This is a genomic window from Mycobacterium sp. IS-1264 (genome assembly GCF_001954195.1).
Lineage (GTDB): Bacteria > Actinomycetota > Actinomycetes > Mycobacteriales > Mycobacteriaceae > Mycobacterium.
The window spans coordinates 1-21,884 of record NZ_MBES01000069.1; the positions used below are offsets into that span (position 1 = coordinate 1).

At 68.2% G+C, this 21,884-nt stretch carries 23 protein-coding genes and 1 pseudogene; 14 read left to right on the forward strand and 10 right to left on the reverse strand.

Annotated features, from left to right (window positions below):
- Positions 1-268: 268 nt before the first annotated feature.
- Positions 269-1,093, forward strand: coding sequence for a glycerophosphodiester phosphodiesterase (locus A5744_RS17220; protein WP_076063055.1), 825 nt, complete (start codon positions 269-271; stop codon positions 1,091-1,093).
- 18 nt (positions 1,094-1,111) lie between these two features.
- Here A5744_RS17220 and A5744_RS17225 read toward each other — a convergent pair whose 3' ends face one another.
- Complete coding sequence (locus tag A5744_RS17225; protein WP_076063057.1) at positions 1,112-2,323, reverse strand: LCP family protein; 1,212 nt, start codon at positions 2,321-2,323, stop codon at positions 1,112-1,114.
- Positions 2,324-2,332: 9 nt separating this feature from the next.
- Positions 2,333-3,133: a DUF2470 domain-containing protein gene (locus A5744_RS17230; RefSeq protein WP_076063059.1), complete on the reverse strand. Its 801-nt coding sequence runs from the start codon at positions 3,131-3,133 to the stop codon at positions 2,333-2,335.
- A gap of 92 nt (positions 3,134-3,225) precedes the next feature.
- On the opposite strand from A5744_RS17230, the gene pheA reads away from it, so the two are divergent.
- Positions 3,226-4,185 (forward strand): prephenate dehydratase, encoded by a 960-nt coding sequence (gene pheA / locus A5744_RS17235; protein ID WP_076063060.1) that lies wholly within the window; start codon positions 3,226-3,228, stop codon positions 4,183-4,185.
- The gene (locus A5744_RS17240; protein WP_076063062.1) at positions 4,182-4,868 is read left to right on the forward strand and encodes a histidine phosphatase family protein; all 687 of its coding nucleotides are present in this window, start codon (positions 4,182-4,184) and stop codon (positions 4,866-4,868) included. The genes pheA and A5744_RS17240 overlap by 4 nt, the downstream gene beginning before the upstream one ends.
- 8 nt (positions 4,869-4,876) lie before the next feature.
- Here A5744_RS17240 and A5744_RS17245 read toward each other — a convergent pair whose 3' ends face one another.
- From A5744_RS17245 to A5744_RS17255, 3 genes and pseudogenes are all read right to left on the reverse strand, one after another.
- A complete protein-coding gene (locus A5744_RS17245; RefSeq protein ID WP_076063067.1) occupies positions 4,877-5,071 on the reverse strand; it encodes a hypothetical protein in 195 nt (64 codons plus the stop codon).
- Between the two features lie 6 nt (positions 5,072-5,077).
- Positions 5,078-5,471 (reverse strand): annotated as a pseudogene (locus A5744_RS17250) (metallopeptidase family protein); the annotation flags it as partial.
- Between the two features lie 3 nt (positions 5,472-5,474).
- Positions 5,475-6,788, reverse strand: a complete 1,314-nt coding sequence (locus A5744_RS17255) for a septum formation family protein (RefSeq protein ID WP_170874515.1) — start codon at positions 6,786-6,788, stop codon at positions 5,475-5,477.
- Between the two features lie 120 nt (positions 6,789-6,908).
- On the opposite strand from A5744_RS17255, the gene serS reads away from it, so the two are divergent.
- Positions 6,909-8,168 (forward strand): serine--tRNA ligase, encoded by a 1,260-nt coding sequence (gene serS / locus A5744_RS17260; protein WP_076063152.1) that lies wholly within the window; start codon positions 6,909-6,911, stop codon positions 8,166-8,168.
- Positions 8,169-8,188: 20 nt separating this feature from the next.
- Here the strand turns inward: serS and A5744_RS17265 are convergent, their stop codons facing one another.
- On the reverse strand, positions 8,189-8,929 hold the full coding sequence (locus tag A5744_RS17265) for a helix-turn-helix transcriptional regulator (RefSeq protein ID WP_076063073.1): 741 nt from the start codon (positions 8,927-8,929) through the stop codon (positions 8,189-8,191).
- Positions 8,930-8,984: 55 nt separating this feature from the next.
- Here A5744_RS17265 and A5744_RS17270 point away from each other — a divergent pair, with 55 nt between their 5' ends.
- On the forward strand, positions 8,985-9,560 hold the full coding sequence (locus A5744_RS17270; RefSeq protein WP_076063074.1) for a class I SAM-dependent methyltransferase: 576 nt from the start codon (positions 8,985-8,987) through the stop codon (positions 9,558-9,560).
- Positions 9,561-9,567: 7 nt separating this feature from the next.
- On the opposite strand, the gene A5744_RS17275 is transcribed toward A5744_RS17270, so the two are convergent.
- On the reverse strand, positions 9,568-10,056 hold the full coding sequence (locus tag A5744_RS17275; RefSeq protein ID WP_076063076.1) for a DUF2834 domain-containing protein: 489 nt from the start codon (positions 10,054-10,056) through the stop codon (positions 9,568-9,570).
- Between the two features lie 69 nt (positions 10,057-10,125).
- Between A5744_RS17275 and A5744_RS17280 the strand changes: the two genes are divergently transcribed.
- Positions 10,126-10,752, forward strand: a complete 627-nt coding sequence (locus tag A5744_RS17280; protein ID WP_076063077.1) for a TetR/AcrR family transcriptional regulator — start codon at positions 10,126-10,128, stop codon at positions 10,750-10,752.
- 47 nt (positions 10,753-10,799) lie between these two features.
- The gene (locus A5744_RS17285; RefSeq protein WP_076063079.1) at positions 10,800-12,356 is read left to right on the forward strand and encodes an NAD(P)/FAD-dependent oxidoreductase; all 1,557 of its coding nucleotides are present in this window, start codon (positions 10,800-10,802) and stop codon (positions 12,354-12,356) included.
- A 72-nt stretch (positions 12,357-12,428) separates the two neighbouring features.
- Here A5744_RS17285 and A5744_RS17290 read toward each other — a convergent pair whose 3' ends face one another.
- On the reverse strand, positions 12,429-12,761 hold the full coding sequence (locus tag A5744_RS17290; protein ID WP_076063081.1) for a hypothetical protein: 333 nt from the start codon (positions 12,759-12,761) through the stop codon (positions 12,429-12,431).
- Complete coding sequence (locus tag A5744_RS17295; protein ID WP_076063083.1) at positions 12,758-14,308, reverse strand: MBL fold metallo-hydrolase; 1,551 nt, start codon at positions 14,306-14,308, stop codon at positions 12,758-12,760. Before A5744_RS17295 ends, A5744_RS17290 begins: the two co-directional genes overlap by 4 nt.
- A 96-nt stretch (positions 14,309-14,404) precedes the next feature.
- Here A5744_RS17295 and A5744_RS17300 point away from each other — a divergent pair, with 96 nt between their 5' ends.
- From A5744_RS17300 to A5744_RS17330, 7 genes are all read left to right on the forward strand, one after another.
- The gene (locus A5744_RS17300; protein ID WP_139329480.1) at positions 14,405-15,175 is read left to right on the forward strand and encodes a 1-acyl-sn-glycerol-3-phosphate acyltransferase; all 771 of its coding nucleotides are present in this window, start codon (positions 14,405-14,407) and stop codon (positions 15,173-15,175) included.
- Between the two features lie 3 nt (positions 15,176-15,178).
- Positions 15,179-15,946, forward strand: a complete 768-nt coding sequence (locus tag A5744_RS17305) for a lysophospholipid acyltransferase family protein (RefSeq protein WP_076063086.1) — start codon at positions 15,179-15,181, stop codon at positions 15,944-15,946.
- A 16-nt stretch (positions 15,947-15,962) separates the two neighbouring features.
- Positions 15,963-16,748 (forward strand): lysophospholipid acyltransferase family protein, encoded by a 786-nt coding sequence (locus A5744_RS17310; RefSeq protein ID WP_076063087.1) that lies wholly within the window; start codon positions 15,963-15,965, stop codon positions 16,746-16,748.
- Positions 16,745-17,569 carry an HAD family hydrolase gene (locus A5744_RS17315; RefSeq protein ID WP_170874516.1) on the forward strand — a complete coding sequence of 275 codons (825 nt, stop codon included), beginning with the start codon at positions 16,745-16,747 and terminating at the stop codon, positions 17,567-17,569. The genes A5744_RS17310 and A5744_RS17315 overlap by 4 nt, the downstream gene beginning before the upstream one ends.
- Positions 17,570-17,630: 61 nt before the next feature.
- A complete protein-coding gene (locus tag A5744_RS17320) occupies positions 17,631-18,266 on the forward strand; it encodes a hypothetical protein (RefSeq protein WP_240563081.1) in 636 nt (211 codons plus the stop codon).
- Entirely contained in the window at positions 18,263-19,429 is a 1,167-nt protein-coding gene (locus tag A5744_RS17325) for a glutathionylspermidine synthase family protein (RefSeq protein ID WP_076063089.1), read from the forward strand. Before A5744_RS17320 ends, A5744_RS17325 begins: the two co-directional genes overlap by 4 nt.
- Positions 19,430-19,445: 16 nt before the next feature.
- A complete protein-coding gene (locus A5744_RS17330) occupies positions 19,446-19,913 on the forward strand; it encodes a DUF350 domain-containing protein (protein ID WP_076063090.1) in 468 nt (155 codons plus the stop codon).
- Between the two features lie 2 nt (positions 19,914-19,915).
- On the opposite strand, the gene A5744_RS25105 is transcribed toward A5744_RS17330, so the two are convergent.
- Entirely contained in the window at positions 19,916-21,850 is a 1,935-nt protein-coding gene (locus tag A5744_RS25105) for an alanine racemase (protein ID WP_240563082.1), read from the reverse strand.
- Positions 21,851-21,884: the final 34 nt, after the last annotated feature.

Genomic DNA, 21,884 nt, shown 5'->3' on the forward strand with positions numbered 1-21,884 from the left:
TATCTCCTCTTTTTTTTCTTTTTTTTTTTTTTCGCCCCCGCCGCCCGCGCCCCCGCCGCCCCCCCCCCCCCGGGGGTGGGGGGGGGGGGGGGGCCGGGGGGCGCCCCCCCCCCCCCCCCCCCCCCCGGCCGGGTCTTCGAGGGCTTCGTCCGCAAACCGGTCGAGCGGCCCGCGCATCGCTGGGTCGTGGTGGAGCCCGATCGGCCCGCGGGCGCCGGGTCGTCCGGTCAGGTTGAGTTGCAGGGGCAGGAACCGGCAGCATAGGGGTATGACGTGGGCCGACGAGGTGCTCGACGGGCATCCCTTTGTCGTAGCCCATAGGGGGGCGTCGGCCGCTCGTCCCGAACACACGCTGGCCGCATACGATCTCGCGCTCAAGGAAGGCGCCGACGGCGTCGAATGCGATGTGCGGCTGACCCGCGACGGGCATCTTGTTTGCGTGCACGACCGTCGGCTGGATCGGACCTCGACCGGAGCGGGTCTGGTCAGCACGATGACCCTGGCCCAGTTACGCGAGCTCGAATACGGTGCGTGGCACGACAGCTGGCGTCCGGACGGCACGCACGGCGACACCAGCCTGCTGACGTTGGACACGCTCGTCGGCTTGGTTCTGGACTGGCACCGGCCGGTGAAGTTGTTCGTCGAGACCAAGCATCCGGTTCGTTATGGCTCGCTGGTGGAAAGCAAGTTGTTGGCGCTGCTGCACCGCTTCGGCATCGCCGCACCCGCCTCGGCCGACCGGTCCCGCGCGGTGGTGATGTCGTTTTCGGCGGCTGCGGTCTGGCGGATCCGGCGGGCCGCGCCGATGCTGCCCACGGTGCTGTTGGGAAAGACCGCCCGGTACCTCGCCAGCAGCGCGGCCACCGCGGTCGGGGCCACCGCCGTCGGCCCGTCGCTGGCGGCGTTGAAGGAGTATCCGCAACTCGTCGACCGCTCCATCGCCCAGGGCCGCGCGGTCTACTGCTGGAATGTCGACGACTACGAGGACATCGACTTCTGCCGGGAGGTCGGGGTGGCGTGGCTGGCCACGCACCACCCGGGCCGCACGAAGGCCTGGTTGCAGAACGCCCGCACCGACCGAGTCGGCGACTAGTCCGACCGGCGACGGTCGCTACTGCTGTCCCTGCAGCGCCTCGTCGGGCACCGGACGGTCGGCGGCCAGCGCGTCGAACAACTTGGCGGCCACGTCGTGGTTCCACACCACCACCGCCCCGGCGTCGCCGCTGCTGAACTGACCGATCGGGACGGTCACCGAGGTGATGGTCCCGTGCAGCGCCCACCCGAGCCGGGCAAGGTCCCACACTTGATCCCCCTGATCAACGGTCAGGGCGTCGGCGGCCGCGCGCGGCACCGAGTACCAGCGCACCGGATTCAGCCACACCGCGGGGCTGGACGCGCGGCGCAACAGCGCCGACATGAACTGCCGTTGGTTGACCATCCGGTCCAGGTCCGCCCGCGGTGTGGCGCGCGACCTGACGTACCCCAGCGCGTTGCGACCCTCCAGCTTCTGACAGCCGGCCGGCAGGTCGATGCCGGACAGCGGGTCGGTGATCGGCGCGACGGGGCACACGGTGATGCCGCCGAGCGCGTCGACCAGCGCGGCGAAGCCGCCGAACCCGATCTCGACGTAGTGGTTCAGGCGCAGGCCGGTGGCTTGCTCCACGGTTTGAGTCAGCAGGGCCGCCCCGCCCGTCGCGAACGCGGAGTTGATTTTGTCCTTGCCGTGGCCGGGGATCGGCACATACGAATCGCGCGGTATCGAGACCATCGTCGGCGGGGTGCTCGAGCCGAACGACGGCACATGCACCAGCAGGATGGTGTCGGTGCGACCGGCGCCGACGTCGCCGCCGGTGGACAGGTCCTGTTGCTGATCGGCGGTAAGGCCCTCGCGGCTGTCCGAGCCGACGAGCAGCCAGTTCGTCCCGCGCCCGGCCGCGGGCCGGTCGGTGTAGTCCGCGAGCACCGCCGCGCGGTGCAGAGTTTTGTCGAACCAGATGGCCCCGCCGACGAGGCCCGCGCCGGCCATCAGCGCGGCGATCAGCAGACCCAGTGCCACCCTCCGGCCCCAGCGGCGCTTGCCGCGCTTGCGGCGGGTCCGCGGCGCGACGGGACGCGGTGGGGGCTGGGATGGGTGCGGCGAGACGCGTTGCGGTACGGGGACATTGACACGGGAGACCGGCGCCGATACCCGGCGCTGTGGCACCGTCTCGGCGCTCGCGAGCGGCGGACCGCGGTGGATTAGCTGCGGTGGCTCGGGACGCGGCGGGCGCGGCGGGACCGGGTTTTCAGGCCGTCGACGTTTCGGGGAGCGGTCGCCGATCACCCAAATAACTTACCGGCGGGCGCGCAGCCCGTTGATGAACGGGCAGCCCATCAGCACCCGGATCGCCTGTCTCAGCCCGACCATGTCGTCCACCGGTTTGTGGAAGGGCAGCCGGACGTCATGGTCGCCGTCGTTGCCTTCGATGCGAAACCGCATGCCGTAGCGGTCCAGCCCGAGCGGCCGGACGCGGCCGCGGCGCAGCGGCGCCGGCAGCCGGGATACCAGCCGCGCGACCACGTCGCCGTGGGCCTTGTCCAGGTGCCACAGCAAGCTCGACTCGACCTCGCAGAAGGGGTCGGGGCGAGCAGCCAGCAGGTCCGCCACGCTGATGGCCTCGGCGCCGGTCGCGTCGGTCACCACCACGGACGCGATCTCGAGTCGCAGCAGCGCGTATCGCTGCTCCGTGCCATCCGAAGGCATCGACCGGGGGGTGTCGATTTGCAGCAACGCCGGATCCGGACACTCGGTGGCGATCAGATCGAGCGTCTTCGTCACCGCGCCCGGCGGGACCTGCTGCAGGCGGCCGCGGACCCACACCAGGGAGCGGACGGGTTCGCGCAGCGGTAGCGGCGCGTAGTCGGTCAGCTCGAGCAGCGCCTGCGCACCATCGACGCCGGCGGCCCCGCCGTCTCGGTCCGCCGGCAGCGCCACGGCGAAGGACCCGTCGTGCATGAGGTGGTGCACCGGCGTGGCGACCGGTTCCTCGCGCGCGTTCTCGTTTTCGATGGCCAGGAGCGCGCCGCCGGCGCGGGTGCAGGCGCTGCGGATGCGTTCGGCAGTCGTCGGCGCGGCGCTGGTCAGCGGTAACATCGTTCTCCAATCGAATTAGGCAAGCCTAAGTTAACTTAGATCACGGGGCGCCGCAAGCCTTGTTTGGCGGTGGCCGCCGTTAGGGTTGGAGCGTGGTCCGCATTGCCTATCTGGGTCCCGAAGGGACCTTCACCGAGGCGGCGCTGCTCCAGATGACGTCGGCGGGGCTGGTTCCCGACCAGGGGCCGGATGCCTTGCGCCGGTTGCCGATCGAGAGCACGCCGACGGCGCTGGACGCCGTCCGCAACGGCGACGCCGACTACGCGTGCGTGCCGATCGAGAACTCGATCGACGGGTCGGTGATGGCCACCCTGGACAGCCTCGCCATCGGTTCGCCGCTGCAGATTTTCGCCGAGACCACGCTGGACGTCGCGTTCAGCATCGTCGTCAAACCCGGGCGCAGCGCCGCCGACGTGCGGACGGTGGCCGCGTTCCCGGTGGCCGCGGCCCAGGTGCGGCAATGGCTCACCGCGCACCTGCCCAACACCGAACTGCGACCCGCCTACTCCAACGCCGATGCCGCGCGGCAGGTGGCCGAGGGCAACGCCGACGCCGGGGTGACCTCGCCGCTGGCCGCCGCGCATTGGGGGCTCGCGGCCCTGGCCGATGGTGTGGTCGACGAGCCCAACGCCCGCACCCGCTTCGTGCTGGCCGGACTGCCGGGGCCGCCGCCGGCCCGCACCGGCGCCGACCGGACGTCGGTGGTGCTGCGCGTCGACAACCAACCCGGGGCGCTGTTGGGCGCGCTCGCCGAATTCGGCATCCGCGGCATCGACCTCACCCGGATCGAATCCCGGCCGACCCGCACCGAGTTGGGCACCTACCTGTTCTTCGCCGACTGCGTCGGCCACGTCGACGACGACGCCGTCGCCGAGGCACTCAAGGCGCTGCACCGTCGTTGTGCCAACGTGCGATACCTGGGTTCGTGGCCGACGGGCGTGGCCGCCGGGGTGCTGCCGCCGCCGGCGGACGAGGCGTCACGCTGGCTGGCGCGGCTGCGGGCGGGCAAATCGGAGCCGGCCCAGGATGCGGCGTCGGGGTTTGCGCAATGAGCGGTCGTCTGGTGCTGGTGCGGCACGGCCAGTCCTACGGCAACGTCGAGCGCCGGCTGGACACCCGGCCGCCCGGCGCCGAGCTGACGCCGAAGGGTCGTGACCAGGCCCGGGCGTTCGCCCGCGGCTCCGGCCGGCCGGCGATGCTCACGCACTCGATCGCCACCCGGGCGTCGCAGACGGCCGCGGTGATCGGTGCCGCGCTCGACGTCGCCGCCCACGAGGTCGTCGGCATTCACGAGGTGCAGGTGGGGGAACTGGAAGACCGCAGCGATGACGACGCCGTCGCGGAATTCAACGCCATCTACGACCGGTGGCACCACGGCGAGCTCGACATACCCCTGCCCGGCGGCGAGTCCGGCAACGAGGTGTTGGACCGCTACGTGCCGGTGCTCACCGACCTGCGGATGCGCTACCTCGACGACGACGAGTGGGACGGCGACATCGTCGTCGTCAGCCACGGCGCGGCGATCCGGCTGGCCTCCGCGGTACTGGCGGGAGTGGACGGAAACTTCGCGCTGGACAACCACCTGGGCAACGCCGAGTCGGTGGTGTTGGCCCCGATCACCGATGGGCGGTGGAGTTGTTTGCGGTGGGGAACGCTGACGCCGCCGTTCTACCCACAACCCGCTGCCACGCCCGTTGCGGACGCGGTGCGGTCAGGCACCGACCCGATGGGCTGACGGGGCGATCAAACGGCCAGCGCGACCGAGTCGGCGGTGCAGCCGCAGCCCACGGCGTCGCAGTCGATGACGAACGCGTGCGGCAACAGCTCGGGACTGGCGCAGTCCGGCTCGGTGCACTCCGACCGGTGCAGCCAATGGCGAATGATGGTGCCGTGGCAGTGATCTAGTCCTGCCCGGCAGTCGCGGCAGTCCGTGTTCATGAGTGAGTTCATAGCACCCGGCGCGGACAAATCCGGGATGCCGCGCCCGTCAGGCCCAGCCCAGTTCGTGCAATCGGTCGTCGTCGATGCCGAAGTGGTGGGCGATTTCGTGGATGACCGTGATCGCCACCTCCTCGACGACCTCCTCGTCGGATTCGCAGACGTCCAGCAACGCATCGCGGTAGATCGTGATGGCGTCCGGCAGCGCTCCGCCGTAGTCGGAGTCCCGCTCGGTCAACGCCACGCCTTCGTAGAGGCCGAGCAGTTCGGTGTCTTCGGGATGGCGGTCTTCGACGAGCACGACGACGTTGTCCATCGCTGCCGTCAACTCGGGCGGGATGAGGTCGAGCGCGTCGGAGACCAACTCGTCGAACCGCTGCGGATCCATCCGCACGGCCACCGGTTACCCCGCGGGTGGTGCGGCCGGCGCGGGCGGCGGTTCCGGTGCGGGCGCCGGTGGCGGTGCTCCGCCGTCCGCTGGGGGCGGCGGCCCTTCTGGAGGCGGTTGCGTGGCCGGAGCCTGTGACGCCGGCTCGCGGGGTGGGGTCACGACCGGCTGTTGCTGCGGAAGGTGCTGATTGTTCGGCGGGATGGCGTCCGGCGGCGAGCTGGGCTCCGGGGCTTGAACCGGAATCGGCGGCATCGTGAGCCGCTCCTCGGGGATGTCCGGCGGTGGGATCGGGGGCTGACCGTTGATCAGCAGCTGCCCCTTGGCGTGGTTCACCAGCGTGGCCCAGCCCCCGTTGCCCAGGCTGGCGCCGATGCTGCAGGCGACCTCACGGCTGCCCGCCTGCCAGCTGGGCAGCGACACAGTGGGGTAGATCAGCGTGAGGGTGGTGGTGCGCAACTTGACGGGCGCGAGGAAGGCGTCGGTCATCTTGGTGCAGGAGTCTTTGATGAAGCCGTCCTGCTCGGGCTCGGCGGGCAGGGGACCGCGGAACCGCTCACCGAGGTTGACCGTGCCGGTGATCTCCATCGCGTGCGGCGCCGCGCAGTCGACGGGAACGTCGATGGGTTGGTTGGTCGCCGGGTCGATGCTCAGGCAGGTGCCGGCGGGCCAGACCTTGGACTGGTCGATGTCGGCGACCTTGCCCTTGAACGCGGCCTGTTGGTTGTTCAGCCCGGGCAGCTGCAGACCGCACAGCATGCGGCGCTCGCCGGCCTGACGCCACGCCCGGTCACCCGACCACAGCATGCTGACGATGAACTTGCCGTTGGGATCGAACTTGGGCCCGAGGTAGCGACGCGCGGCGGCCTCGCACTGTTCCTGGCTGATCTGCTGAATACGCGCGGGCGACGGCGGGGCCGCGTTGGGCCCGTACTCCGAGCCCGGGAACGTCCGCATGTCGACGGACTCGGCGACCTCGAACTTGTGGTCGTCCGCGCAGTTGACGATGCTCGCCGACTCCGGCGTGATGTCGGGCCACATCAGGCAGTCGCCGCTCTTGGCGCGGTTGAAGGCGGCGTCGCTCTTGGCCCCGGTGCTTGGCACCGGACCGCTGTCGAGGTAGCCGGCCAGCCGCCCCTGTCCGCCGCCGACCGGGATCGCGGTCACCAGCCCGGCGATCAGCAGGCCGCCGAGGGCGAAGAGGAGCAATGCCCGCCTGGTCGCGGTCGCCTGCAAGCCGCGCGGCCACGGGAACGCGGCCGGCGGCCGTCCCGCCTCCCCGGCTGCGGGGCCGGGCGGGGAAACTTCCGCTTCGGGGGTATCCAACATCGGCTCCATTCTGACAGGAGCCGCGGAGCCGCGTGACGGATGTGGCGCATGTGCGTCGTGTTATCGCCTGCGGCGGTGCTGCGCGACGCTGCCGCGCGGGCCAAAAGTAGTCTTCAGGCCGTGATCGACCTGAAGCTGCTTCGCGAAGACCCCGACGCCGTACGCCGTTCCCAACTCAGCCGTGGCGAAGACCCGGCGCTGGTGGATGCCCTGCTGACGGCCGACGCGAATCGCCGGGCCGCGATTTCGAAGGGCGACGCCCTGCGCGCCGACCAGAAGGCCGTCAGCAAGGAGGTGGGCAGGGCGTCGGCCGAGGAGCGGCCGGCCAAGCTCGCGCGCGCGAAAGAACTCGCCGAACAGGTGAAGGCCGCCGAAACCGCCCAGAGCGAAGCCGAGGCGGAGTTCACGGCGGCACACATGGCGATCTCCAACGTCATCATCGATGGCGTCCCGGCGGGCGGGGAGGACGACTTCGCGACCCTCGACGTCGTCGGCGAACCCCGGGCGATCGAAAACCCCAGGGACCACCTGGAACTCGGTGAGGCACTGGGCCTCATCGACATGCAACGCGGCGCCAAGGTGTCCGGCTCGCGGTTCTACTTCCTGACCGGTCGGGGGGCGCTGTTACAGCTGGGCGTGCTGCAGCTGGCGCTGCGGCTGGCCGTCGACAACGGGTTCATCCCGATGATCCCTCCGGTGCTGGTGCGCCCAGAAGTGATGGCAGGCACCGGATTTCTGGGCGCCCATGCCGAGGAGGTGTATCGGGTGGAGGCCGACGACCTCTACCTGGTCGGCACCTCCGAGGTGCCGCTGGCCGGCTACCACGCCGACGAGATCCTGGATCTGTCCGGCGGGCCGCTGCGCTACGCGGGCTGGTCGTCGTGCTTCCGCCGCGAGGCCGGCAGCTACGGCAAGGACACCCGCGGCATCATCCGGGTGCATCAGTTCGACAAGGTGGAGGGCTTCGTCTACTGCGCACCCGCCGACGCCGAGGCGGAGCATGAACGGCTGCTGGGCTGGCAGCGCGAGCTGCTGGCGCTCATCGACGTGCCGTATCGGGTAATCGATGTCGCCGCGGGCGATCTCGGCTCGTCGGCCGCGCGCAAATTCGACTGCGAGGCGTGGGTTCCCACGCAGGGGACCTACCGCGAGCTGACGTCGACGTCGAACTGCACCACGTTTCAGGCGCGCCGGCTGGCCACCCGCTACCGCGACGACAACGGCAAGCCGCAGATCGCGGCGACCCTCAACGGCACGCTGGGCACCACCCGGTGGCTGGTCGCGATCCTGGAGAACCACCAGCAGCCCGACGGCAGCGTCCGCGTCCCCGACGCGCTGGTTCCCTTCGTCGGCACCGAGGTGTTGGAGCCCGTCGGCTAGTGGCGGGTCGCCACCACTGATCAAGCGCGGCGCGCGCCCGGGGTGTGTCCGAAGGCGCGCCGGTAGGTGTCGATGAAGGCGCTCGGTGTGGCCCAGCCGCATCGCAGGGCCACCGAGGTCACGTCGTGGCGGTCGGCGAGCAGCATCAGCGCGTGTTGCAGGCGTAGTTGCGTGCGCCACTGCGGGAACGTCATGCCCAGCTCGTCCCTGAACAGGCGGCTCAGCGTGCGCTGACTGACGCCGATCCGACGGCCGATTTGCTGCAACGTCAGCGGCTCGGTCAGGTTGGCGGTGATCAGCGCGCACGCTTGGCGCAGGCGGCCGTCGACCGTTGTCGGAATCCACAGTGGCTCATAGATGTTCGAGTCCTGCACTTGATCGTGCAGCACAGCCAACATCCGGTGGTGCGCATCGGTGTCGGTGCCGTCGGTCTGCGAACACGCGATGATGAGTTCTCGCATCAACGGGTTGACGGCGAGCACGGTCGGTGTTGCCGGACCGCCGCGGTAGCGCTGCGGGTCGAGGGCGACGCCGTGGAATTGCGTCTGGCCATGAAACTTGTGCTCGTGCCAGCAGCCCGCCGGTATCCAGATGGCGCGATTCACCGGCGTGATCCACGTTCCCGCGGGGGTGGTTACCGAGACCGCACCGGAGGACGGGTAGACGATCTGGTGCAGGGGATGACGGTGGCGCTCGATTCGCGCGCCGGGCGCGAGCGACTGCGACGACGTGGCCCTCCCGTGATGGCGGTTTTCCGACATAACTCGACAGAATATCGGAAGCCCGCAACCCCGGCGTCCGCCTAGCGTTCTGTGTATGGCAATGAATCTCCTTCACCGGCGCCGGTGTAGCTCGGCGGACTGGGCGAAGATGGTGGCCGACAAGTTGCTGCCCTGGTCGCTCGGCGACGTCGAATTAGGCTCGCGCACACTGGAAATCGGCCCAGGCTACGGCGCGACGACACGCGCCCTCCTGGACCGGACCGACTCGCTGACCGCCGTCGAAGTCGACGGTTCGATGGCCGATGACCTGAACCGCCGCTATGGCGAACGGGCACGCATCATCCACGGCGACGGCAGCAGCACCGGGCTGCCCGATGACCACTTCTCGTCGGTGGTGTGCTTCACGATGCTGCACCACGTGCCCAGCGCAAAGCTGCAAGATCAGCTGTTCGCCGAGGCGTTCCGGGTGCTGCAACCCGGGGGCATCTTCGCCGGCAGCGACGGCGTGCCGTCACTGACCTTCCGGCTGATCCACATCGCCGACACCTACAACCCGATCGCGCCGCCAGATCTCCGCCGGCGGCTTCGAGCGGCGGGATTCACCGACATCCGGGTCGACGCCAAGGGTGGCCGACAGAGATGGCGGGCGATCAAACCGCTCGCCGTGTAACGGGGGCCTAAGCGCTCACCGGCTCGCGCGCCTGCTCATGGCGGCGCTGGCGCTCGATGGTCGCGAAGTAGAAGGCGAACGCGAACGCGAAGCTGGTGAACAGGCTGGACACGAAGTACAGCCACGGGTGCCGCAGGCCCCGGCGATAGCCGTCGACAATGGTAAAAAGCGGCAGCAGAATGACATTCGCGATCGTGTAGTCCTGGCTGGCCGAGCTGGCGGCGGGGTTGGTGAACATCAACTTCATGTATTCGACCCAACTGCCGTGTTCGCCCCACAGCGGATTGGTCGATCCCCCGTGCGAGTATTCCTCCACGTAGGTGATGTTGAAATACCAACCGAGCCCGACCGACGCGATGCCGACGACGTAGTACACGATTTCCATCGGCGAAAAGACCGGGCCGGTGGCGGGGCGGGCGAAAACCTTTGAGTTGGCCCTGACGATCCAGACGATGACCGCCAGTCCAAGTACCGCGTGCGAGAGTAGCGAGACCATGGGCGAAGTCTCGCTCGTGTTCCGAAGTTTTGTCAATATTGACACAACGTGAAGGGGTACCTTACTGGCATGGTCCGGCCCGCTCAGACGGCGCGCAGCGAGCGCACGCGCGAAGCGCTGCGCCAGGCCGCCGTGGTCAGATTCCTGGCCCAGGGGGTCGAGGAAACGTCGGCCGAACAGATCGCGGCGGATGCCGGGGTGTCGCTGCGGACGTTCTATCGCCACTTCCGCTCCAAGCACGATCTGCTGTTTGCCGACTTCACCGGGCTGCACTGGTTTCGCGCCGCGCTCAACGACAGGCCGGCCGGCGAACCGATCATCGATTCGGTGCAGGCCGCTATCTTCGCGTTCCCGTATGACGTTGAAGCGGTTACCAAAATCGCCGCGCTGCGGGGCGGCGAGCTGGACCCGGGCCGCATCGTCCGGCACATCCAGGAAGTCCAGGCCGATTTCGCCGACGCCATCCAGGCGCAGCTGCAGCGCCGTGGCCGGACGGGGCGCGGGACGACGGACGAGCGGCTGCGCATCGCGGTGACCGCGCGCTGCATCGCGGCCGCCGTCTTCGGTGCGATGGAGGTCTGGATGCTCGGCGACGACCGGTCCCTGGGGGAACTGGCGCGGGTCTCCCACGCGGCGCTGGAGTCGCTGCGCGCCGGCATCACCGACGCCTGGGCGCCCGACAAAGTTTCGTCATAATTGACAAAACATTGCGTCCGTGCCAGCCTGCGTGCGGAGGGACGGACATGACTGGATATGACGCGATAGTTATCGGCGCGGGGCACAACGGCCTGGCCGCGGCGGTGTTGCTGCAGAAGGCGGGCCTGCGGACCGTGTGCGTGGACCCCAAGCTGTACGCCGGTGGGATGGCCTCGACGGTGGAGCTGTTCGACGGGTATCAGTTCGAGATCGCGGGCTCGGTGCAATTCCCGACGGCTTCGGTGGTCGTCGAGGAACTCGGCCTGGACACCCTGCCGACCATCGACCTGGACGTGATGTCGGTGGCGGTGCGCGGAGTGGGCGACGACCCGCTGGTCCAGTACAGCGACCCGGTCAAGCTGTTCACTCACCTCAACGAGGTGCACGGGGCCGACGCGGTCAACGGCATGGCGGGGCTGATGGCCTGGAGCCAGGCGCCGACGCGGGCACTGGGCCGCTTCGACGCGGGTGCGCCGCCCAAGACCCTCGACGAGATGTATGCCTGCGCCACAAACGAATTCGAACGTTCGGCGATCGATGACATGCTGTTCGGTTCGGTTACCGACATCTTGGACCGCTATCTCCCCGATCGCGAGAAGCACGGCGCCCTGCGCGGCTCGATGACGGTGCTGGCCGTCAACACCCTCTACCGGGGGCCGTCGACACCGGGCAGCGCGGCCGCGCTGGCCTTCGGGCTGGGCGTTCCCGACGGGAACACGATGCAGATGAAGAAGCTCCGCGGCGGCATCGGTGCGCTCACCGCGCACCTGTGCACACTGCTCGAGAGCCACGGCGGCGAAGTCCGGCTGCGCACCAAGGTGACCGAGATCGTCGTCGCCGACGGCCGCGTGAGCGGGGTGCGAACCGAGGCCGGGGAGACGCTCACGGCTCCGATCGTCGTCTCCGGCATCGCGCCCGACGTCACGATCAACGAACTGATCGATCCGGCCGCGCTGCCGGCCGACATCCGGGAACGCTATGCGCGCATCGATCACCGCGGCAGCTATCTGCAGATGCACTTCGCGCTCGACGAAGCCCCGGCGTTCAGCGCGCCGTACGACGCCCTCAACGACCCGGCCATGCAGGCCTCGCTCGGTCTGTTCTGCACGCCGGAGGAAGTCCAGCGGCAGTGGGAGGACGCCCGGCGCGGGATCGTTCCGGCCGACCCGACGGTGGTGTTGCAGATCCCGTCGCAGAACGATCCGGACCTCGCGCCCGAGGGCAAGCACGCTGCATCGGCGTTCGCGATGTGGTTCCCCATCGAGGGCGGCGCCGACTATGGCAAGGCAAAGGTCGAAATGGGTCAGCGGGTGATAGACAAGATCACCCGGCTCGCACCGAATTTCGAACGCAGCATCATCCGGCACACCACGTTCACGCCCAGGCACATGGGCGTGATGTTCGGCGCCCCGGGCGGCGACTTCTGCCACGGGCTGCTGAATCCCAATCAGATCGGCCCGAACCGGCCCGGCCCGAAAGGCTTTCTCGGTCAGCCGATTCCGATCGAGGGACTGTACCTGGGCAGCGCGGGTTGCCATGGGGGACCGGGAATCACGTTCATCCCCGGCTACAACGCCGCTCTCGCTGCGCTCGCCGACCGCTAGACGCTCGGCGAGCGTGTACTCAGTGCGAAAAAATCGTGGAAATCTCGCCGTGAGTGCACGCTCGGCGCGGGACTAATCGAAGTCGGCAAGCAACACGTCGAGCAGGGTGGTGAACTCGTCCGGGCGCGCCGGGGTGAACGCGGGGGCCGGCCAGGTCCCCGGGACGTCCAGGGTGATCAACGTCGACTTGAGTGGCCGATGCACGTCCAGCGGCAGCCAGCGACGAAAGTCCGAGCTGCCCCAGATGCGGAAACGCTGCATGAACATACCCAGCGATTCGGCTTTGTATCCGCGGATCGTGTCCAACGCGATCACCTTGGAGGTGCCGGAGGGAAAGTGGTAGCGGCGCAACGTGATCGCCCTGCGGTCCAGCTGGACCAAGCCGTCGTCGTACGTTTCGCTCATGCCCGGGAGCTCCGCAGCTGATGACCCCGCGAGGTCAGGCACCGGCCGTCGTCCAGTCGCCACTGCCATCCGTGCAGGTTGCAGGTCAGCGTGTTGCCTTCCACCACACCGAATTTCGATAGGTCGGCCTTCAGGTGCGGGCAGCGGCGCTGAATCTCCCAACCGTCCAGCGTGACCGAGGCGGAGTCGTCGTGGGTCTCGGCGAACCAGCCGTCGGCGTAGGCGATCCGTTCGTCGGTAAGGCACTTGAAGAACGTGTACAGGTATTCGTTGTAACCGCCGACCCGCCACGCGGTGAAACGGGTCGACAGGAAGATCGTGTTGACCCAGTCCGGCTCGCGGTCGCGCAGCACGGTGCGCACCAGCTCGGGCGCGATCGCGAAACCATAGCGGACCTTTTCGTCGGGAATCCGTTCGCGCACGGCTCGTTTCGGAAAGTCGAGGATCACGGTCTCCGGGCCTATCACCAGTTCGACGGGGTAGCCGATGCCGTCGCAGATTTCGTCGCTTTGCAGCATGATCGGCTCGAACAGCGCGCGCAACCCTTCCAGCAGTGGCTCGCCGGTGGCGGGGGCCCAGCTCGCCCGCTCGGCTGCCAGGACCGGCGCCATCCGGTCGGCGTAGTCGGCGATGTAGGCCGCCTTGCCGGTGGTGAAGATGGCCTCCACGTCGGCGGTGGGTAGCGGGTGGCGCAGCGAATTCAGTTCCGTGCCGGTGAAGTCCGCGGTCGATCCGGGAATCATCAGCAGGCCGCCCTCGTGCCCGTGGCTGCGCAGCTGGTCGAGGAACACCATTTGATCGGGGAAGATGTTGGCCGGATCGCCGTGATCGTCGTTGAGGTGGCGCAGCTCGGGGTCCAGAAAGCACGGCGGCCCCGCCGACGGCACCACCCAGGTCGCCCCCACCTGGGCGATGTATTGGCGGGCGCGGTCCATTTGGCGCTGCCGTTTCTGGGTGCCGAACGACTCCTTGGCGCGGGCCGGCATGTCGTAGACCATCGGGTACCAGATCGCCCCCGAGTACTGCAGCAGGTGCACGTCGACGTGGCCGAACTCGGAGGTCAGCACATCCAAATCCACCGGCCGCGCATCGTTCATGTTGAAAACCGTTGTGGCGCCGTCGGAAACCACCAGCGCCGAATCGCCGATCGGGCCGTCCGCGGGTGCGCGCAGGGCGATGACCATGACGTCGAGGTCACCCTTGGGGCCGCTGATCCGATGTTTGACCGAGTCGGTGGTCTCGAAGAACCGGTGAAAGCCCAACTCCTGCAGCGCATTCCGAAGGTCGGGCACCGGGTAGTCGGGCAACAGCACCATGGCGTCTTTGTTGACGTGTGCGCTGAGGTGTTTCGCGTCGAAGTGGTCCTTGTGCAGGTGTGACACGTAGAGGTAGTCGCAGTCGCCGAGCGTGTCCCAGTCCAGTGCGCTGTTGTCCGGGAAGGGGAACCAGGATGCGAAGTAGGCCGGATTCACCCAGGGGTCACACAGGATGCTGCCCGCATGGGTCTGGATCAGAAATCCGGCGTGACCTACGCTCGTGACCTGCACAAATGCCTTTCTTAGGGTTCTTGGGATCGTCCCAAGTTTAGCGTGGGGCGGCTGCCGCAGCCCGGCGCACAGCAGGGAGCATTACGCTGAATGGCTGTGGAACCGGTATACGGGACTGTCATCCAGCTTGCCCGGTTGGTCTGGCGCATCCAGGGCCTGAAGATCACCGTGTCCGGGGTCGAGAATCTGCCGACCAGCGGCGGGGCGGTCGTCGCGATCAACCACACCGGCTACCTCGACTTCACCTTCGCCGGTTTGCCCGCCTACAAGCAGGGCCTGGGCCGCAAAGTGCGGTTCATGGCCAAGCAGGAGGTCTTCGACCACAAGATCACCGGGCCGATCATGCGCAGCCTGCGGCACATCTCGGTGGACCGGCTGGACGGGGCAGCGTCGTACGAAGCCGCCGTCCGGATGCTGAAGGACGGCGAGCTGGTCGGGGTGTACCCCGAGGCCACGATCAGCCGCAGTTTCGAGATCAAGGAGTTCAAGTCGGGTGCCACCCGGATGGCGGTCGAGGCGGGCGTGCCGATCGTTCCGCACATCGTCTGGGGTGCGCAACGGATCTGGACCAAGGGCCATCCCAAGAAACTGCTTCGCCCGAAGGTGCCGATCACGGTGCTGGTCGGCGAGCCGATCGCACCGACACTGGCGATCGAGGACCTGAAGGGCCTGCTGCACTCGCGCATGCAACACCTGCTGGAACGGGCGCAGGAACAATATGGGCCGCATCCCGCCGGGGAGTTCTGGGTGCCGCACCGGCTGGGCGGTGGCGCTCCGTCGTTGGCCGAGGCGTCCCGCATCGAGGCCGAGGAGGCGGCCGCGCGCGCGGCCCGTCGCGCCCAGGCCGCAGGAGCGTCGGAGTCGTAATCGATGGTGGAGCCGACCTTCCGCACGCTCGAGATCATGGCGCAGCTGGTCGTGATGGCGACCGGCACGCAGATCACCTACCGCGGCGAGGAGAACATTCCCGCCCGCGGCGGCGCGGTGGTGGCCATCAATCACACCAGCTACGTCGACTTTCTGCCGGCCGCGCTGGCCATGCACCGCCGCGGCCGTCGACTGCGGTTCATGATCAAGGCGGAAATGCAACGGGTGAAGGTCGTCAACTTCCTGATCAAGCACACGAAGACCATCCCGGTGGATCGAGACGCCGGCGCCGCCGCCTATGCGGTGGCCGTACAGCGACTCCGTGAGGGGGAGCTGGTCGGGGTCTACCCCGAGGCCACCATCAGCCGAAGCTTCGAGCTCAAGGAATTCAAGACCGGCGCCGCCCGCATGGCCCTCGAAGCCGATGTCCCGATCGTTCCCGTGATCGTCTGGGGCGCGCAGCGGATCTGGACCAAGGACCACCCACGACACATCGGCCGTCACAAGGTGCCGGTCATCGTGCAGGTGGGCCCGCCGCTGCGAGCCGCCGACGACATGGCGCGAACCAACGCCGCGCTACGCGAGTCGATGAGCGCGCTGCTGGAGCGGGCCCAGGCGGGATATCCGCGTCCGCCGGGTGCCTATTGGGTGCCGCGCCGGCTGGGCGGCGGCGCACCGACGTTGGCCGAGGCTGCTCAGATCGAAGCCGACGAGGCCGCGGCCCGACTGGCCGACAAGGCCGCAAACCATACCCCGCATCGATCGCGGTAGGGCGAAGGAGAAGGACATGGCAAACGCCTTTTACCGGTTCGGCGAGTTGATCGTCCCACCGGTGGTCGCAATGCAGGGAACCAAATTCACCTACCGCGGCCTGGAGAACATTCCGCAGCGCGGCGGCGCGATACTCGCCCAGAACCACACCAGCTATCTGGACTGGCTTCCGACGATGCTGGCCGTAAAGGAACGCGGCCGTCGCATGTACTTCATGATCAAGGCCGAGATGGGCGAGGTGAAGTCGGTCAACTACGTGATCAAGCACGCCCGCCTCATCCCGGTGGACCGCCGGAGCGGACACGGCGCTTTCGACGTCGCCGTGCAGCGGCTGCGCGAGGGCGAACTCATCGGTATGCACCCCGAGGCGACCATCAGCCGCAGCTTCGAGCTCAGGGAATTCAAGACCGGTGCCGCGCGGATGGCGCTGGACGCCCAGGCGCCAATCCTTCCCGTGGTCGTCTGGGGCGCGCATCGGATTTGGCCCAAGGACCATCCAAAGAAGGTGTGGCGCAACAAGGTTCCGATCACCGTGGCGATCGGCCGGCCGTTACCGCCCCGCGGCACCCCGGAGCAAATCAACGTCGCGCTGCGCACCGCAATGAACGAGTTGCTCTATCAAGTGCAGGAGGAGTATCCGCACCCCGAGGGCGAGTACTGGGTTCCGCGGCGCCTCGGCGGCAGCGCGCCCAGCCGGGAAGATTCCCAGGCCATCCGGCTGTCCGAATTGCAGGAGCGGATCAAGCGGCACGGAACTGATGGCGTGACCCGTCCGGGGCAATCCCAAAGCGGATTGCATTGACCGACCCGATATTGCCGGCGCTCATCGCATGCGACGTCGACGGCACCTTGTTCGACGGAAACGAAACCATCTCCCCGCGCACCCGCGCTGCGATCCGCGCCGCGGTGGCCGCGGGCGCTCAGTTCGTCGTCGCGACCGGCCGCCCCCCGCGCTGGATACGCCCGGTCGTCGACGCCCTCGGGTTCGCGCCAATGGCGGTGTGTGCCAACGGCGCCGTCGTCTACGACCCCGAGTCCGACCGGGTGGTGTCCGCACGCACGCTGTCGGTCGACACCCTGGCCGAGTTGGCCGAAATCGCGACCCGCTCGATCCCGGGCGCGGGCCTGGCCGTCGAGCGGATCGGCGAACGTGCGCATGACACCGCAACGCCTCAGTTCATCAGCTCGCCGGGCTACGAGCATGCGTGGCTGAACCCGGACAACACCGAGGTGTCGATCCAGGACCTGCTCAGCGCACCGGCGATCAAGCTGCTGATCCGCAAGGCCGGTGCCCGCAGCGAGGACATGGCCGCCGAACTGACCAAGCACGTCGGGATAGAGGGCGACATCACCTTCTCCACCAACAACGGGCTGGTGGAGGTCGTCCCGCTGGGGATCAGCAAGGCCACCGGCGTCGAGGAGGTCGCCAAACCGCTGGGCATCGCCGATCACGAGGTGGTGGCCTTCGGCGACATGCCCAACGACGTGCCGCTGCTGCGGTGGGCGGGCCGCGGCGTGGCGATGGGGAATGCGCATCCGGACGTGCGAGCCGCCGCCGATGAGGTCACCGCGACTAACGACGACGACGGGGTTGCGCGGGTGCTGGAACGCTGGTGGCACTAGCGACCGATGGGCCAGGGAAGTTCACTGCCCGCACGGGTAGCAAATGTGGCAGACTGCCCGCGTGCCCGCGGATCAAAAGCCGCCGAACGGCGGCGAGCCTGACGGCGATAAGCCCGCGCCGGTCGAGCCACCCGAGGGCGACGACGCCGGCTCGGAGGTAGACGACTCCGAGCAGTTCCCGTCCGGCGGCAGCATGGAGTTCCAGGACGCGGCCACGACCAAGCCGCGGCCCGCAACGCCGGCCGAGCTGCGCGCGCGGGAGAAGTTCGCCAAAAAACAGCAGGAGGCCGAGGAGGCGCGACTCGAAGCGGAAGCCAAGCGGCGCCGGCAGCGCCGGGTGCTGATGGGTTCCGCGGCCGCCGTGGGCGTGGTGGGAGTCGTTGCGGCTCTGGGGTATTGGGCGTTGTCGGCGCCCACCGTGACCGCCCAATGCGTCCGGGACGACCCGAACGGCCAGCCGGTGATCGTGCCGGACAGTTACTGCACCGATCACACGGCGGGCCTCAACGGATTCTTCTTCTACGGCGGACACCAGTACCGCTACTACTACGGCAGCTCGGGACCGGTGGGCTCGCGCCCGATCGGCGGGACGACGAGCGCGCCCAAGGGCGCAACGATCAAGACCAAGTCGGGCTCCACCATTTCCCGTGGCGGGCTGGGCGGCAAGCTCGGCGGCGGCAAGGGCAGCGGTTCGTGAAGCGCGGCAGGGAAAAGCCGCGGCCGAACTGGCGGTCGATCGTCGAATCGCAGGGGCTGGTGTACGGAACGCCGGCACGTGACGCCCGCGGCGCGGACCGCCCGTATTGGGACGAGTCGGTGTACTACGAATTCGACATGGACGAGATCCTGGCGCTGGAAGCCGACGTCGAGCTGCTGCACTCGATGTGCCTGAACGCCGTCGAGCAGGTGGTGCTGATGGAGCGGTACGCGGATTTCGGCCTGCCGGAATGGAGTTGGCAGCCGATCGCCGAATCGTGGCGCCGTTCCGACCCCCATGTGTACGGGCGCTTCGACCTGCGCTACGACGGGAGACGCCCGGCGGTGCTGCTCGAGTACAACGCCGATACACCCACGACGCTGCTGGAAGCCGCCATCCTGCAGTGGTATTGGCTCAAGGACAAATTCCCCGGCGACGACCAGTGGAACTCGCTGCACGAACAGCTGGTCGCCCGCTGGAAGCAGTTGCGGGACCTGCTACCCAACAACGAGCTGCACTTGAGTTGGTCCGGGGTGGAGGCCACCGGCGAAGACCAGATCACGACCACCTACATGCAGGAAACCGCGGCCGAGGCGGGCTTTTCGACCGTCGGCTTGATGATCGAGGACCTGGGTTGGGACTCCGCCCTGCAGCGTTTCGTCGACCTGGAAGAGGATCCGATCCACGCGATCTTCAAGCTCTACCCGTGGGAATGGGTGCTCGACGACGAGTTTGGCCACAACGTCGTGTCGAGTCTGCCGCAGACGATGTGGATCGAGCCGCTGTGGAAGACGCTGCTGTCGAACAAGGCGATCCTGGCGATGCTGTGGGAGATGTATCCGGGCCACCCGAACCTTTTACCCGCATACATCGACGACCCGCATGAGCTCACCGAGTACGTCCGCAAGCCCAAGCTCGGCCGCGAGGGAGCGAACGTCACCGTCGTAGGCGCGGGATTGGAGACCGCCACCGGCGGGGTCTATGGCGAAGAGGGGTTCGTTTACCAACTGCTGGACCCACTGCCGGAGTTCGACGACATGCGGCCCGCGCTGGGTGCCTGGATCGTCGGCGACTCGGCGGCCGGACTGGGCATCCGCGAGACCGGCGGACTGATCACCGACGACGGCGCAGCCTTCGTCCCGCATCGAATCCTGCAGAAATGAACGGAGTTGATCATCGATGACAACAATCGCCGCGCTGAATTCGAGCTACTGGGATGCGGGCTACATGAGCGTGCTCGGCCGCGGTGCCGGGGCGATCTTCTTGTACGCGATCGTCGGCTTGGTGCTGATGATGATCGGGTTCTATGCGATCGACCTCACCACACCGGGACCGCTGCGCAAGATGGTGGACGGGGGAAAACCGAACGCCATCATCGTCGCGGCGGCCGGAATGGTCAGCATGGCGCTCATCGTCGTGCTGGCCATCTACTCGTCGTCGGGAAAGCTGCTCGAGGGGCTGGTGGGCTCGGCGGTCTTCGGGATCGTGGGGATCGTGGCGCAGGTGGTGATGATGCGGATCGCGGCGATGGTGATCGGGATCGACATGGACGCATTGTTCGCCTCCGAGGAGTTCAACTACGAGGCGCTGATGGTGGCCGCGGCTCAGTTCGCCCTGGGCATCGTGGTTGCCGTCGCGATTCTCTAACGCTAGCGGGCTGGCTTGTCGCGCAGCGACTTCGGCGGGATCGTGGCTCCGACGAGCGCGTCGGCGTCGATGGTGCGGGGTCGGTAGGCCAGCGACGGCAATCTCGCAGACATCACGGCGACGGGATCCTCGCAGACGTGGTCCAGCCCCGATAGGAATGCCCACTCGTGCTCGTCGCTACCGAAATAGACGACGGTGTCGAATGTTTCGTGAAAGCGCCGCCACGACGCGTGCAGCGATTGGTTCCGCCACAGCGTCGGGCAGCCGGCCTGGCCGATGACGACGCGGCCGATCTTGCGGCATCGTGCCAGGAAGTCCGCGTCATACAGCCGGTTGTGCTGCGCGGGCGCCGTTCGCTCGTCGGGAAGGTCGACGACCACGATGTCGTACGGCGTACCGCACCGGGCGACGAAGTCCCAGCCGTCGCCGTAATGCATCGCGACCGGGCCGAGTCCGCTTTCCGCCCTGCGCAGTTCGTCCACCGTGTAGCCGTAGGGCAGATGCGCCGCGCATAGCCGGACCGCTTCGCGATCGATGTCGACGTGGTCGACGTGCGTCGCCCCGGCGGCGACGGCCAGCTGGCTCACCACCCCCTCGCCGGAGCCGATGACGAGTACCCGCTCGATGCGGGCCGCCAGCAGCAGCGCCGGCACCAGCAGCGCCTCGTGGTAGACGAGCTGACTGAGCTCGGTGCTCTGACGCTCGCCGTCGGTGAATAGGGTGACGCCCTGTTCCGTGCGTCCGATCACCAGATGCTGAAACTCGGTGCGCACGTCGCAGCGGACATCCGACAGGCGCCAGTTTCGGGTGAGCCCCGGGGCCAGCGGCTCGATGATTTCGCGGCCGGGTAAACCTTCCTCGGGCGCATTCACGAAATAGGTTGGCAGCGGCGGGAATCCGTTGAAGGCAACCGACGCGTAGCTCGCGGTATACGCGCCGGCGTCGTCGATCTCGACCCGGTCGCCGGGCCGCAGCGTGACGGGAAGCGGGTAGTGCCGGTAGAGCACGTCGTCGCCGTCGCACGTCGGTCCCGCGACCACGGCGTCATCGAGCGGATCGCCGTCGCGGCCGGTCCGCAGGCGATACCGGATGTACTCGTTCTCGGTTTCGGCCAGACCCCCGTAACGGCCGACGTCGAGGTAGACCCAGCGCCGGTCGTCGGTACCGGTCCGGACCGTTGCCACCTCGCACCGGATCGTGCCGGCGGAACCCACCAGCGCCCGTCCCGGTTCGACCACAAGCCGCGGCGGATCGGCGCCGAAGAGGCGTGCCAGGGCCGACATCAAGGCCTCGGCGAACGTCTCGAGGGGCGGCGCGTCAGCGGCATACGCGAGGGGGAACCCGCCCCCCACGTTGACCGTCGTGAGATCGCCCACCGCATCGAATACCGTTGCGGCGGCGCGTATTCCGAGTTCCCATGCGGCCGGGTCGAGCTGTTGCGAGCCGACGTGGAACGATACGCCGTCGGGGCGCAGCCCGAGGCGGCGGGCGCCACCGAGCAACTCCGCGGCCTGCGCGGGTGTGCAGCCGAACTTGTGGCCGAACGGCGTCACCGACGACGGGAAGCCCGGCCCAATGCGGCATTCCACCGCCGCCCCGGGGGCGTGGGCGGCGATCGTCGCCAGACCGTGCTCGGTGTCGAACGCAAACCGCCGAACCCCGCGCGCGTGGGCCCGAGCCAGCTCCGCGGGTTTTTGGATGGTGTTGCCGAAGCTCAGTAGGCTCCCGTCGATGCCGGCGTCGACGCACGCGTCGACCTCGCCGATGGAGGCGACGTCGAACGCGGCGCCCTCGCCGGCGAGCAGAAGCAGGATCGGCTCGGCGGGGTTCGCCTTCACCGCGTAGCGGATCCGCGCGTCGGGCAACAACGTCCGCAGCGTCCGGAAGTTCCTGCGCACCCGGTCGAGATCGATCGTCAAATACGGCGTCTCGGGCACAGCTCGCAGACTAATGCTCCGCGCACGCGGGGGA

Bases quoted from the DNA above. Each gene is read 5' to 3' on its own strand.
- A5744_RS17285 (WP_076063079.1), top strand. From the start codon at position 10,800: ATGACTGGATATGACGCGATAGTTATCGGCGCGGGGCACAACGGCCTG.
- A5744_RS17275 (WP_076063076.1), bottom strand. From the start codon at position 10,056: ATGGTCTCGCTACTCTCGCACGCGGTACTTGGACTGGCGGTCATCGTC.
- A5744_RS17330 (WP_076063090.1), top strand. From the start codon at position 19,446: ATGACAACAATCGCCGCGCTGAATTCGAGCTACTGGGATGCGGGCTAC.
- A5744_RS17280 (WP_076063077.1), top strand. From the start codon at position 10,126: ATGGTCCGGCCCGCTCAGACGGCGCGCAGCGAGCGCACGCGCGAAGCG.
- A5744_RS17230 (WP_076063059.1), bottom strand. From the start codon at position 3,133: ATGTTACCGCTGACCAGCGCCGCGCCGACGACTGCCGAACGCATCCGC.
- A5744_RS17255 (WP_170874515.1), bottom strand. From the start codon at position 6,788: ATGTTGGATACCCCCGAAGCGGAAGTTTCCCCGCCCGGCCCCGCAGCC.
- A5744_RS17265 (WP_076063073.1), bottom strand. From the start codon at position 8,929: ATGTCGGAAAACCGCCATCACGGGAGGGCCACGTCGTCGCAGTCGCTC.
- A5744_RS17245 (WP_076063067.1), bottom strand. From the start codon at position 5,071: ATGAACACGGACTGCCGCGACTGCCGGGCAGGACTAGATCACTGCCAC.
- A5744_RS17270 (WP_076063074.1), top strand. From the start codon at position 8,985: ATGGCAATGAATCTCCTTCACCGGCGCCGGTGTAGCTCGGCGGACTGG.
- A5744_RS17290 (WP_076063081.1), bottom strand. From the start codon at position 12,761: ATGAGCGAAACGTACGACGACGGCTTGGTCCAGCTGGACCGCAGGGCG.
- A5744_RS17305 (WP_076063086.1), top strand. From the start codon at position 15,179: ATGGTGGAGCCGACCTTCCGCACGCTCGAGATCATGGCGCAGCTGGTC.
- A5744_RS17220 (WP_076063055.1), top strand. From the start codon at position 269: ATGACGTGGGCCGACGAGGTGCTCGACGGGCATCCCTTTGTCGTAGCC.
- A5744_RS17310 (WP_076063087.1), top strand. From the start codon at position 15,963: ATGGCAAACGCCTTTTACCGGTTCGGCGAGTTGATCGTCCCACCGGTG.
- A5744_RS17240 (WP_076063062.1), top strand. From the start codon at position 4,182: ATGAGCGGTCGTCTGGTGCTGGTGCGGCACGGCCAGTCCTACGGCAAC.